Below are 12,851 nucleotides of genomic sequence, written 5' to 3' on the forward strand. Positions count from 1 at the left end.
GACGAGCCGATGATCCCGAGCGGAGGAGCCGGACATGGTCGACGCGGCCGACAACACGGGTGGGGCGGCCCCGACCGCCCGCGGTACGGGGACCGAGACGTCGCGGCGGGTCCGCGCGCTGGTCGTGCTGCGCGGGGTGCTGCTCCTCGCGTTCGGCCTGGCGGTGCTGCTGATCCCGGGATTCGCACTCCTCGCCCTGATCTACGTCTTCGGCGCCTACGCGCTGGTCGACGGCATCACCGCGATCGTCCTGGGGATCCGGCACCGCGCGGAGCGCCCCGGCTGGGGCTGGACGGTGGCCCAGGGCGTCGTGTCGGTGCTCGCCGGTCTGATCGCGTTCGCGCTGCCCGCGGCCGCCGCGATGGCGATCCTGTTCGTGATCGCGTTCTGGGCGATCCTCGCCGGCATCGTCACCGCGATCTCGGCGAACGAGGTCCGCAAGCACGACGGACCGTGGGGCTGGATCGCGGTCCGGGCCGGGCTGAACGTGCTGATCGGCATCCTGCTGCTGGTGTGGCCGGCGACCGGCATCATGGCGCTGCTCTGGCTGTTCGGCCTGTTCGCGGTCGTCACCGGCATCGTGTTCGTGGTGCAGGCGTTCCGGTCGGAGTCGCACCCCGCGGTCGGCTGACGCGGTCCGGCCCGATGCTCGGCCGACCCGATGCTGCTCGGCCGGACCGCGCTCGGCCGGCTCAGCCGGTGATCGCCGCGTAGGCGGTCTCCAGCAGGACCGGGTCCGGGCCCTCCAGGCGGCCCGGCTTCGCCAGGCCGTCGAGCACGACGAACCGCAGCGTGCCCGCCCGGGACTTCTTGTCCCCGCGCATCGACGCGGTGAGCTCGGGCAGCACGCCCGGCTCGTACGCCGTCGGCAGGCCCACCAGCTCCAGCACCTCCCGGTGCAGGTCGGCGGTGGCGTCGTCGAGCCGCCCGGCCGCACGGGCGAGCTCGGCGGCGAAGACCAGGCCGACGGACACCGCGTTGCCGTGCCGCCACCGGTACTCCTCGCGCCGCTCGATCGCGTGGCCGAGGGTGTGGCCGTAGTTGAGGATCTCCCGCAGGTGGGACTCACGGAGGTCGGCGCCGACGACGTCGGCCTTCACCCGGATCGCCCGGCGCACCAGCTCGGTGAGCACCGGGCCGGCCGGGTCGAGCGCGGCGGCCGGGTCGGCGCGGACCCGGTCGAGGATCACGGGATCGGCGATGAAACCCGCCTTCCACACCTCGGCCGACCCCGCGACGAGCTCGGCGCGGGGCAGCGTCCGCAACGTGTCGGTGTCGACGAGCACCGCCGACGGCTCGTGGAACGCCCCGACGAGGTTCTTCCCCGCCGCGGTGTTGATGCCGGTCTTGCCCCCGACCGCGGCGTCGACCATCGCGAGCAACGTGGTCGGGACGTGCACGACCGCGATGCCGCGCATCCAGCTCGCCGCGACGAACCCGGCGAGGTCGGTCACCGCTCCCCCGCCGAACCCGACGACGACGTCGGCGCGGGTCAGCGCAGCGTCGGCGCACGCCTGCCAGCAGGCGGCGAGCGAGTCGAGCGACTTGCCGGCCTCGGCGTCGGCGACCTCGATCGTGGTCGCGGTGATCCCGGCCGCGGCCAGCTCGTCGCGGGCGGCTCCGGCCCGGTCGGCCAGCGTCGGCGGGTGGACGACCAGCGCGCGGCCCGCCCCGGTCGCGGCGACGGTCCCCGCCAGGCGGGACGCCACGCCGGCACCGACGAGCACGGGGTAGGGCCGCTCGGCGTTCACGTCGATGCGGACGGCACCGTCGCTCTCGAGGACGCCGGAGGCGTCGGGGAGTTCGGTGGTCATCGGGCCTCCAGCCGGTCCTGCGGGCCGTCCGCCGTGTCGCCGGACCCGTCGTCGGGAGCGCCGAAGCCGGGGCTGGGCAGGGCGGAGTCCTGCCGCGGCGTCGGAAGGTCGTGCGGGTCGGCCGAGGCCGGGTCGGCGTCGGCGGCCTCGCCGGGCAGCCCGAACGCCGTCAGCACCTCGGCCACGACCTGGTTCGGGCTGCGCCGCGCGGTCTGCACCCGGACGGTGGCGACCTCGGCGTAGAGCGGTGCCCGGTCGGCGAGCAGCGACCGGAACGTCGCCCGCGGGTTCACCCCGGCGAGCAGCGGCCGCGCCGTGGACATCCCGGTGCGGCGCATCCCGTCGGCGAGATCGACGTCCAGCGCGACGACCCGGTGCTCCCCCAGCAGTTCACGGGTCTCGGCCGCGAGGACCGATCCGCCGCCGAGGGCGAGCACCCCGTGCCCGGCGCGGAGCTGCTCGGCGACGACCTCGCGCTCCAGCGTCCGGAACGCGGCCTCGCCCTCCTGCACGAACATCTCGGCGATCGGCTTGCCGATGCGCTCGACGACGGCGGTGTCGGTGTCGGCGAACACCAGGCCGAGCCGCTCCGCGAGGAGGGTGCCGACGGTCGTCTTGCCCGAGCCGGGCGGACCGACCAGGACGACCCAGGGGCGGCCCGCGTCGTCCGGGCCGGGGGCGCTCACCGGTCACCCGCCAGGTACGCGGCGACGTTGCGCCGGGTCTCGGCGATCGAGTCGCCGCCGAACTTCTCCAGCGCCGCCTGGGCCAGCACCAGCGCCATCATCGTCTCGACGACGACACCGGCCCGCGGGACGGCGCAGGCGTCGGAGCGCTGGTGGATGGCGGTGGCCTCCTCACCGGTCACGGTGTCGACGGTGCGCAGCGCCCGCGGCACGGTCGAGATCGGCTTCATCGCGATCCGGACGCGGACCGGCTCGCCGTTCGTCATGCCGCCCTCGATGCCCCCGGCGCGGTTGCTGAGCCGGGTGACGGGGACGGTGCCCGCGGGCCCCTCGCCGCGCGCTCCGGAGGGAACCATCTCGTCGTGCGCGACGGACCCGCGACGGTGGGCGGTGCGGAACCCGTCACCGATCTCGACGCCCTTCATGGCCTGGATCCCCATCAGTGCGGACGCGAGCCGGGCGTCGAGCCTGCGGTCCGCCTGCACGTAGGTACCGACGCCGACCGGCATCCCGTACGCGATGACCTCGATGACGCCGCCGAGGGTGTCGCCGTCGTCGTGGGCGGCGTCGATCTCGGCGGCCATCCGGGCGCCGGTCTCGTCGGTGAAGGCGCGGACCGGGTTGCCGTCGATGCGCTCCAGGTCGTCGGGGCCGGGGAGCGGCTCGTCGTCGGGGGCGTCGACGGCGCCGATCCCGACGACGTGAGACACGATCCGTACCCCGAGTGCCTGCTCGAGGAACGCCTTCGCGACGGTGCCGAGCACGACGCGGGCCGCCGTCTCCCGGGCGCTGGCCCGCTCCAGGACCGGGCGCGCCTCGTCGAAGCCGTACTTCGTCATGCCGGCGAGGTCCGCGTGCCCGGGGCGCGGCCGGGTGAGCGGCGCGTTGCGGGCACGGTGCGCGATGAGCTCCGGGTCGACCGGGTCGGCGGCCATCACCGTCTCCCACTTGGGCCACTCGGTGTTGGCGATCCGCACGGCGACCGGGCCACCCTGGGTGAGACCGTGCCGGATCCCGCCGACGACCTCGAGCTCGTCGGCCTCGAACGCCATCCGCGGGCTCCGGCCGTAGCCGAGCTTCCGGCGGGCCAGCTCGGCCTGCAACTCCTTGGTGGTGACCCCGACACCGGCGACCATGCCCTCGAGCACGCCCACCAGCGCCGGACCGTGGGACTCCCCGGCGGTGATCCATCGCAGCACGGCGTCCATCCTCTCACCCGGGGTTCCGGGCCGACCGTCGGTACTCACGCTGCCGCACCCGCCCCGACCACCGCGAGTGCCGACGCGAGGAGGACCGGCCCGTGCGGGAGCCTGCTCCCCCAGCGAGCCCGCCCGACCGCCAGCGCGCACCCCGCCACGACGGCCGACAGGACCGCGGCGAGCAGCGCCGCCGCCGGCAGCGTCGACCAGGCCGGACCGGTCACCGCGGCGCCGACGGGCAGCGCGAGCTTCACGTCACCGGCGCCCATCGCCGGCGGTGAGACCAGGTGGACGGCCGCGTACGCGGCGGCGAGCAGCACCGCCCCGGCCATGCCGCGCAGCACCGCGGCGGCACCGGCCGGCACGAGTGCGCCGACCACCAGCGGGAGCGCGGGCAGGGTCAGCGCGTTCGGCAGCCGCCTGCGCAGCAGGTCGGTCGCCGAGCCGGCGACGCCGAGCCAGGCCAGGGCCGCCAGCAGCGGCACCCACCGGGTCTCGACCAGGCCGGTGACGGCGAGCGCCGCGACGACCGCCCACAGCGTGCCGGTCCCTGCCTCGCACCACGGCGGCTCGACCGGTGCGCCCCGGCGCATCCGCGAGAGCCCGCGGCGGGTGAGCGCTCCGGCGAGCGCACCGGCACCGGCGGCGAGGAGCGGGACGGTGATGAGGGCGAGCAGGTCCATGCGTCCAGCCTGCGGGCTCCCGGCCGGATCGCACCCACGATCTCGTGGCCTGTGGACAACTCGGCCGGGGACCGGGCAGGCAGGATGGGGACCATGGGTTCCGGTGCGACGCAGGACGAGCGCGACGCGTCGGCGGTGATCCGCGCCGAGGTCGACCACGGCGTCGCCGAGCTGGTGCAGGACCCCGACCGCCCGCAGTCCTGGACGCTGCTGCTCGACGGGCCGGCGCAGTCGCACGTCGACCTGGCCGACCCGGAGCACCTGGAGTTCGAGTACGTCCGGCGGATCGCCCACGTCGTGGACCTGGCGGCGCCCCCGTCGGTGCCGCTGCGCGTGCTGCACCTCGGTGGTGGCGCGTGGACCCTGGCCCGGTACGTGGCTGCGACGCGTCCGGGGTCGGCACAGACGGTCGTCGAGCTCGACGCGGCGCTGGCCGGACTGGTCGCGCACCGCCTTCCCGGCCCCGGCGGGTCGGACGGCCTGGAGGTCGTCACCTCGGAGGCACGGGCGAGCCTGGCCCTGTTCCCCGCCGGCGGGTTCGACCTCGTCGTGCTCGACGTCTTCGCGGGTGCCCGCACACCCTCCCAGGTCACGACCGCGGAGTTCCTGCGGGAGGTGCGCCGGGTCCTGGCACCGACCGGGATCCATGTCGCCAATCTGGGCGACGGTGCTCCGTGGCCGTTCCTGCCCGGGCAGGTCGCCACGGCCGGTGCGGCCTTCGCCGAGCTGGGCCTGATCGCGGCCCCGGACGTGCTGCGGGGTCGCCGGTTCGGCAACCTCGTGCTTGTCGGCTCGGACCGTGGTCTGCCGGTCCCCGGCCTGGTGCGCCGCGCCGCGGCGGACCCCTTCCCGGCCCGGGTCCTCGACGACGACGACACCCGCGCACTGGCCCGGGGCGCCGCCGTCGTCGCGGACACGACGGCGACCCCGTCCCCGAAACCCCCCGCCGGCCTCTGGGGCCAGTGACCCCACAGACACCGCGACCGCCCACCCGCCCCGCACCCGGCACCCGGCACCCGGCACCCGGCAGACGCTCACCAGATCCGGGGCCGCTCACCCGATCCGGCAAGCACCACCGCAATCGGTGAGCGTCCTCGTTCCCCGACCCGCGCCACCGGGTGAGCGAATCCGCGGTCCACCCACGGCCGGGCCGGACCGGCGCCCGGGCCAGGCGCTCACGGAACCCGAGCCCGCTCACGAGACCCGAGCCCGCTCACCCGATCCGGCAAGCACCACCGGAATCGGTGAGCGTCCTCGTTCCCCGACCCGCGCCACCGGGTGAGCGAGTCCGCCGACCACCCACGGCTGGACCGGGGCCCGGCCCAGGCGCTCACGGAACCCGAGGTCGCTCACGAGATCGGCGCCCGCTCACCGGATCCGGTGAGCGTGCCCCGAACTCGTGAGCGTCCCTGGGCGGCCGGGGTGGGTGACGGAGCGGGGTGGGTGACGGAGCGGGGTGGGTGACGGAGCAGCGGGGTCAGGCCACGGAGGGGTCGACCAGGACCTTCATCTTCCGGCCGGCGTGGAGGGCCTCGAACCCCTCCTCCACGACGTCGGCCATGGCGATCTTCTCCATCCAGCCGGTCGTGTCGTAGTGCCCGTTCGCCATGAGCTCGATGACGGCGCGGTAGTCCTCGTGGGTGTAGCAGAGCGAGCCCTGGACCCGGGACTCGCCCAGCACGAGGTTGAGCAGCGGCGTCACCAGCGGCGTCTCGTAGATCGCGACGCTGACCATCGGCCGTCCCTCGCCCAGGGAGTCGAGGGCGGTCGCGACGGCAAGGGCCACGCCGGCGGCGTCGTAGCAGGCGTCGGCGCCCCGCCCGTTCGTCAGGTCGGCGACGACCGCAGGCACGTCCACGGCGGTCGGGTCGAGGGTGTCGGCGCCGAGCCGCTCGATCGCCTGCCTGCGGGTCGGCGACGGCTCGACCACCCGGACGTTGTCGACGCCCGTCCCGCGCAGCGCGAACCACAGCCCGATCCCGATCGGGCCCGCGCCGAACACCAGTGCGGTCGCGCCCGGCTGCACGTCGCCGAGCTTCGCCGCGTGGTAGGCCACCGCCATCGGCTCGACGAGCGCGCCCATCTCCAGTGACACGTCGTCGGGGAGCTTGTGCAGCATGTGCGCCGGGACGACGGTCGACTCGGCCATGCCGCCGTCGGCCATCAGGCCGTGGAAGCCGATCGTCGCGCAGACGTTGTAGCGGCCCTCGCTGCACCGCGCGCAGGTCCCGCAGGTGTAGAGCGGCATCACCGCGACCCGGTCGCCGGTCTCGACACCGTCGACCCCGGACCCGACCTCGACGACGGTGCCGGAGAACTCGTGGCCCAGGGTCAGCGGCAGCTCGCGGCCGGTCAGCGGGCGCTTCTCGCCGTTCGGGATGAAGATGGGGCCGGCGTAGTACTCGTGCAGGTCGGAACCGCAGATGCCGTTGAACCCGACCTTCAGCCGCACCTCCCCGGCGCCGACGGGTGCCTCGGGCACGTCGGTGATGTCGAGCTGTCCGGGGCCCCGGTAGACGACCGCACGCATGGCTGTTCCCTTCGCCGACGGGTCTACCAACCCCCGAGGGTCCCGGTCACGGGTTGGGCGAGGGTTGCATGCGCATCCCGCGACCTGTCGGGACGCGCCGGGCTCAGGACGAGGTCAGAACGCCCCGGCCGCCTGGGCCCGCGCGACGTTGCCGCGGTGCTCGTCGTAGGTGACGGCGAAGCAGGACGTGCCCTCGGTGGCGCACCGGACGAAGAACAGCCACTGCCCGGCCTCGGGGGCCTCCGCGGCGCGCAGGGCCGTCGTCGACACCGACGCGACGGGCGTCGGCGGCAGCCCGGTGTTGAGGTAGGTGTTGTAGGGGCCCGGCGTCCCGCGGGCCTCGGACGTGGTCCGCAGCGCCTGCACGTCCAGCGGGTAGTTGACCGTGGAGTCCATCTCCAGCCGCTGGTTCACCCCGAGCCGGTTCTCGATCACCCGGGCCACCTTCGGCATGTCCGGGGCGAGCGCCTCCTTCTCGACGATCGAGGCGAGGACCAGGGTGCGGTAGGCGTCCGCCCCGGTCAGGCCGCCCTCGTCGAGCCGCTGCCCGGAGATCGCGAGGACCTCCCGCAGCACGTCCTCGGGGCTGCCCCGCGGGTCGATGTCGTAGGGGCCCGGTGCGACGAGGCCCTCCATCCGGCGCTCCGGGGCGGCGGCGCGGAAACCGTCGTGCGCCCAGTCCGGGACGCCGATCGCCTCCGGATCGGCCGATGCCATGGCGGCGCGCAGCTCCTCGACCCCGGTGCAGGTGGCCTCGCCGTCGGCCGCGCCGAGGCAGGTCGCCTGCGAGATCTGGGAGAGGACGCCCGGGCTCACCGCGCCGTTCGGGGCACGGGTGTCGTCGAGCTGCACCCCGCCCTTGACGTCCATGAATCCGACCCGGCGGTCCGGGTCGACGAGCGCCTCCGCCGCGGCGCCGCCCGACATCTGGGACCTCAGCTCGTAGTAGCCGGGCTGGACCCGCTGGACGGCCGGTTCGTCGGAGGCGGCGGAGACGAACGCCACCCGCGACCGGACGACGTCCTGCTCGGCGAGGGACTCGCCGATGGCGCTGGTCGAGTCGCCCGCCTCCACCCGGACGACGACCGACCCGCTGCCACCGCCGGCGTAGTCGTCCGGCCCGAGCAGGTAGAGGGACCCGGCGACGAGCACGGCGCCCGCCAGGAGGGCCGAGGCGAGCAGTGCGAGCCGCCGCCTGCGGAAGTCCGCCGGCGTCGGCCGGTGCCGGACGGGCGGGGTGGTCACCGGTGCGCTCACACCCGGTCCCGTGCCCGGGACCGTCGGTTCACGTCGTTCTCGCCGGCGCCGGTCACGTGCCCGAGGGTAACCGCCGCGCTGCCCGGACGGGCACCCGCCCGGCGGTGTCGATCATGTGCCCGCGCAACCGTCAACGGTGCTGGTCGAGCCAGCCCTGCAGGATCTGCACCGCGGCGGCCTGGTCGACGACGGAACGCTGCTTGCGCCCCTTCACCCCCCGTCCGGAGAGCTGCCGGGCGGCGACCACGGTCGTCATCCGCTCGTCGGTCAGCTCCACCGGCACGTCGAGCCCGGCCTGCAGCGCGTCGGCGAACTCCCGCGCCGCCCGCGCGGCCGGGCCGTCCTCGCCCCGCAGGTTGCGGGGCAGGCCGAGCACGACGCCGACGACGTCGTGCTCGGCCACCAGCTCGGCGATCCGGCGGACGTCGGCGCCGTGCTCGGCGTCCCGCGGGACGGTCTCCACCGGTGTGGCGAGGATCCCGTCGGGATCGCACATCGCGACCCCGACGCGGACGGCGCCCACGTCGACGCCGAGCCGCCGGCCCCGCGTCCGGGTCACGCGCGCAGGGCGGAACGCAGCTTCTGGATGGCGGCGTCGATCCCGGCCGGGTCGGTGCCACCGCCCTGGGCCAGGTCGGGCTTGCCGCCCCCGCGCCCACCGACGGCCGCGGCGAACTCCGGGATGAGCTTCCCGGCGGCCACGCCGTTGTCCCGGGCGGCCTTCGTGGTGGCGACGACGAACGAGACCTTGCCGTCGGCGACGGCGAACAGGGCGACCACGCCGGGCCGGTCCCCGAGCTTGCCGCGGACGTCGGCGGCGAGGGTCCGCAGGTCGTTGCCGGCCACCCCGTCCGGGGCGGTGACGGCGACGAGCGCGGTCCCGTCGAGGTCCTCGGCCGCGTCGGCCAGGCTCCCCGCCGAGGCGAGGACGGCGTCGGCACGGTGCTTCTCCAGGTCCCGCTCGGCGGTGCGCAGGCGCTCCACCAGGCCCTGGATCCGGTCCGGGAGCTCCTCGGGGCGCGCCTTGAGCTGTTCGGCGAGCTGGTTGACCAGCAGGTGCTCGGTGGTCGCGTGCTGGAAGGCGTCGAGCCCGACCAGCGCCTCGACGCGCCGGACGCCGGACCCGATGGAGGCCTCGGACAGCACCCGGACCAGGCCCAGCTCGCCGGTGCGGCGCACGTGCGTGCCCCCGCACAGCTCGCGCGAGTAGTCGCCCATGTCGACCACGCGGACCCGGTCGCCGTACTTCTCGCCGAACAGCATCATGGCGCCGAGCTTGCGCGCGGAGTCCATCGACGTCTCGTAGGTCTGGATCTCCCGGTCCTGCTGCAGGACCGAGTTCACCTCCTCCTCGATCTCCACCAGCGCGGCGGGGTCGACGGCCCCGGTCGGCGAGGTGAAGTCGAACCGCAGGCGGCCCGGGGCGTTGAGCGAACCGGCCTGCGCGGCCGAGCTGCCCAGCGCACCGCGGACACCGGCGTGCACGAGGTGGGTGGCGGTGTGCGCGCGGGAGATCGCGGACCGGCGGGCCGGGTCGACCTCGGCGACGATCTCGGCGTCGAGCGTGACGGTCCCGGCGGTGACGACGCCGCGGTGCACCCGCAGCCCGGCCACCGGGGACTGGACGTCGTCCACCCGGATCTCGAACGAGCCGCCCCGGAGCACGCCGGTGTCGGCCTGCTGGCCGCCGGCCTCGGCGTAGAACGGGGTGCGGTCCAGCAGGACCTCGACCTGGTCGCCCTGCTCGGCGGCGGGCACGGTCTGCCCGTCGCGGAGCAGGCCGACGATCCGGGACTCGGAGTTCAGCGACTGGTAGCCGAGGAAGTCGGTCGCACCGTGGGTGTCGAGGACGGCCCGGTACACCGAGGCGTCGACGAAGCCGACCTTCCGACCGGCGGCGTCGGCCTTGGCGCGGGACCGCTGCTCGTCCATCAGCGCGGTGAACCGCTCCCGGTCCACCGCGAGCCCGGCCTCGTCGGCCATCTCCAGGGTGAGGTCGATCGGGAAGCCGTAGGTGTCGTGCAGCTGGAACGCCTGGTCACCGGGCAGCGTGGTGCGACCGGTGGAGCGGGCCTCGGCGACGGCCCCCTCGAAGATCTTCTCGCCGGCGGTGAGGGTGGCCCGGAAGGTGTCCTCCTCCGCCCGGATCACGGCGGAGATCCGCTCGAAGTCGGTGGCGAGCTCGGGGTAGGTCGGGGACATGGTGTCCCGGACGACGGCGGCGAACTCGCCCAGGCACGGCCCGGTCACGCCGAGCAGCCGGGCCGAGCGCACGATGCGGCGCAGCAGACGGCGCAGCACGTAGCCGCGGCCCTCGTTGCCGGGGGTGACGCCGTCGCCGACGATCATCATGGACGACCGGGCGTGGTCGGCTATGACCCGGAACCGGACGTCGTCCTCCTCGTTCCGCCCGTACCGCCTGCCGGACAGCTCCTCGGCCTTGGCGATCACCGGCCGGACGAGGTCGGTCTCGTAGACGTTGTTGACCTCCTGCAGCAGGAAGGCCACGCGCTCGACGCCCATGCCGGTGTCGATGTTCTTGTGCGGCAGCGTCCCGATCGGCGGGTGCCCCTTCTTCGGGGACAGCTCGCCGCGCTCGTCCTGCATGAAGACGAGGTTCCAGATCTCGAGGTAGCGGTCCTCGTCGGCCTCCGGGCCGCCCTCGGCGCCGAACTCGGGGCCCCGGTCGTAGTAGATCTCCGAGCACGGGCCGCCGGGACCGGGCACGCCCATGTCCCAGTAGTTGTCGTCCCCGCCGCGGCGCTGGATCCGCTGCTCCGGGAGCCCCGCGATGTCCTTCCAGAGCGCGATGGCCTCGTCGTCGTCGTTGTAGACGGTGACCCAGATCCGCTCCGGGTCGAAGCCGTAGCCGCCCTCGTCCTGGCTGTTCGTGATCAGCGACCAGGCGAACTCGATCGCGCCGCGCTTGAAGTAGTCGCCGAACGAGAAGTTGCCCGCCATCTGGAAGAAGGTGGTGTGGCGGGTCGTCTTGCCGACCTCGTCGATGTCCGGGGTGCGGACGCACTTCTGGATCGACGTGGCGCGCGGGTACGGCGCCGGTACGTCACCGAGGAAGTACGGCTTGAACTGCACCATGCCCGCGTTGACGAACAACAGCTGCGGGTCCTCGAGGATCAGCGAGGCGCTGGGCACGGGCGTGTGCCCGTTCCGCTCGAAGTGGGCGGTGAAACGGCGGACGATCTCGTGGGTCTGCACCGGAAGGTCTCTCGTGACGGGTACGGCGACGGCGGTGCGCAGCGGCGACGCTGCGCGGGGACACCGTACGGCGGCCCGGCGCGGGCGCGCCGGGGAGGCTCGGGTGACGCGGGGCCTCAGGCACCCGCGCCGGGCGCTCGGTCCCGGAACGGTTCGCGCGGCACGGGGAAGGGCACGCCGGTCCTGCTCACGCGGCACCCTCCCCTCGACACGCGGTCACCGGCCAGGCTACTCCCCGTGTGCGAGAGGGTTTCCGCCGGTCGACGACGGTGCCGGGGAGCGATGCCGGGGAGCCGGGAACGGGGTCGGCCGGTGCCGGAGTGCGCCCGAGCACTCCGGCACCGGCCGGTTGCGGCCCGTGCCGTGGTCACCGGTCCGGGGGTGTGACCGGTGACCGGTCCGGCCGGTCCGCCGTTCTCTCGCCGCCCCACGTGGTGGGCTCAGACGGCGACGCGCAGCTCCGGGCCGTCGGCCACGACGACCGGACGGCGCGGGGCGGGGATCGCACCCGGGGCGGGGTGCGGCACGGTCACCGGCGGGCGCACGGGGCGCGGCCCCGGCGTGCCGGCCGCCCGCTCGCCCTCCCGCTCGGCGGCCCGGCGCGCGGCGCGGCCCTCGAGCTCACGACGCAGCCGCTGCAGCGCCCGGTGCTGGGCCACGCGAACCGGGCCCGGGGTCGAGCCGAGCGCCTGGGCGGTCTCCTCCGCCGTCATCCCGACGGCGATCCGCAGCGTGAGGATCTCGACCTGGCGCGATCCGAGGATGTCGAGCAGGTCACCGAGCCGCTCGTTGCGCTCGGCGTCGAGCACGACCTGCTCGGGGTCGTCGTCGCGGCTGATCCGCTCGGGGATCTCCTCGACGGCGTCGCAGCGGTTGCGGGCTATCGCCCGGAACGCGTCGGCGATCTTGTGCCGGGCGATGCCGAAGACGAACGCGCGGAACGACATGCCGGACAGCCGGTACTCCGGGAGGACGGCGAGGACGGCCATGCACACGTCCTGTGCGACGTCGTCGGCCGAGCCCAGGGTCGTCTCCCGGCGGCCGAGCCGGGCCCGGCAGAACCTCTCGACCTGCGGCTGGACCTTCGACAGCAGCAGCGCCACCGCCGCGGGCTCGCCGGCGACCGCGGCCCGGAGGAGCTCGGGTGGGAGGAGGTCGGGCCCGGCGCCCGTGGTGCGCTCGACCGGATCCGTGGGCCGCTCCTCGACGGTGTCGTCCTCGACGGGCGGATCGATCACCGCGGTTCCCTCGTGCATCGTGCCCAGTGCTCCTTCCGTGCGGCGCCCCCGCACCCCGTCGCCGCGCCGCCGCGGGACCCTCCCCCGGGTCCTCGGCACGCTCGGTGGTCGTCACCGGGGTCGTCGGCTCTCCGGCGACTCCGCTCGGCCGCGCCCCGGTCTGCGATCAACCCTGGCCAGGCACCCGTTCGGGGTCAATCAACATGCTCAATTTGCGGTATACGACGA

The 12,851-nt window shown here is 74.8% G+C and carries 11 protein-coding genes; 2 read left to right on the plus strand and 9 right to left on the minus strand.

All coding sequences use genetic code 11. The annotated features are described in order from the left end of the window. The first annotated feature begins 34 nt into the window (after positions 1-34). Positions 35-631 (plus strand): DUF308 domain-containing protein, encoded by a 597-nt coding sequence (locus tag Ae150APs1_RS04520; protein ID WP_010228621.1) that lies wholly within the window; start codon positions 35-37, stop codon positions 629-631. 61 nt (positions 632-692) lie between these two features. Here the strand turns inward: Ae150APs1_RS04520 and aroB are convergent, their stop codons facing one another. From aroB to Ae150APs1_RS04540, 4 genes are read right to left on the minus strand one after another with little or no spacing between them, the layout of a single operon-like run. After that, positions 693-1,814, minus strand: coding sequence for a 3-dehydroquinate synthase (gene aroB / locus Ae150APs1_RS04525; protein WP_075295996.1), 1,122 nt, complete (start codon positions 1,812-1,814; stop codon positions 693-695). Then, positions 1,811-2,500 (minus strand): shikimate kinase, encoded by a 690-nt coding sequence (locus tag Ae150APs1_RS04530; protein WP_075295998.1) that lies wholly within the window; start codon positions 2,498-2,500, stop codon positions 1,811-1,813. The genes aroB and Ae150APs1_RS04530 overlap by 4 nt, the downstream gene beginning before the upstream one ends. Then, complete coding sequence (gene aroC, locus Ae150APs1_RS04535) at positions 2,497-3,699, minus strand: chorismate synthase (protein WP_075301677.1); 1,203 nt, start codon at positions 3,697-3,699, stop codon at positions 2,497-2,499. The genes Ae150APs1_RS04530 and aroC overlap by 4 nt, the downstream gene beginning before the upstream one ends. A 44-nt stretch (positions 3,700-3,743) precedes the next feature. Beyond that, positions 3,744-4,382 carry an A24 family peptidase gene (locus Ae150APs1_RS04540; protein WP_075296000.1) on the minus strand — a complete coding sequence of 213 codons (639 nt, stop codon included), beginning with the start codon at positions 4,380-4,382 and terminating at the stop codon, positions 3,744-3,746. Positions 4,383-4,475: 93 nt separating this feature from the next. Between Ae150APs1_RS04540 and Ae150APs1_RS04545 the strand changes: the two genes are divergently transcribed. Next, positions 4,476-5,348 (plus strand): fused MFS/spermidine synthase, encoded by an 873-nt coding sequence (locus Ae150APs1_RS04545; protein ID WP_075296002.1) that lies wholly within the window; start codon positions 4,476-4,478, stop codon positions 5,346-5,348. Positions 5,349-5,859: 511 nt separating this feature from the next. On the opposite strand, the gene Ae150APs1_RS04550 is transcribed toward Ae150APs1_RS04545, so the two are convergent. From Ae150APs1_RS04550 to shbA, 5 genes are all read right to left on the minus strand, one after another. Next, a complete protein-coding gene (locus Ae150APs1_RS04550; protein WP_075296004.1) occupies positions 5,860-6,912 on the minus strand; it encodes a 2,3-butanediol dehydrogenase in 1,053 nt (350 codons plus the stop codon). A 114-nt stretch (positions 6,913-7,026) separates the two neighbouring features. After that, a complete protein-coding gene (locus tag Ae150APs1_RS04555; RefSeq protein WP_083679930.1) occupies positions 7,027-8,169 on the minus strand; it encodes an endolytic transglycosylase MltG in 1,143 nt (380 codons plus the stop codon). A gap of 130 nt (positions 8,170-8,299) precedes the next feature. After that, positions 8,300-8,665 carry a Holliday junction resolvase RuvX gene (gene ruvX / locus Ae150APs1_RS04560; RefSeq protein WP_217695611.1) on the minus strand — a complete coding sequence of 122 codons (366 nt, stop codon included), beginning with the start codon at positions 8,663-8,665 and terminating at the stop codon, positions 8,300-8,302. Positions 8,666-8,724: 59 nt separating this feature from the next. Continuing rightward, complete coding sequence (gene alaS, locus Ae150APs1_RS04565; RefSeq protein WP_075296006.1) at positions 8,725-11,385, minus strand: alanine--tRNA ligase; 2,661 nt, start codon at positions 11,383-11,385, stop codon at positions 8,725-8,727. 440 nt (positions 11,386-11,825) lie between these two features. Next, positions 11,826-12,641: an RNA polymerase sigma factor ShbA gene (shbA, locus tag Ae150APs1_RS34530; protein WP_075296008.1), complete on the minus strand. Its 816-nt coding sequence runs from the start codon at positions 12,639-12,641 to the stop codon at positions 11,826-11,828. Positions 12,642-12,851: the final 210 nt, after the last annotated feature.

Source organism: Pseudonocardia sp. Ae150A_Ps1 (genome assembly GCF_001932315.1).
Classification (GTDB): Bacteria; Actinomycetota; Actinomycetes; order Mycobacteriales; family Pseudonocardiaceae; genus Pseudonocardia.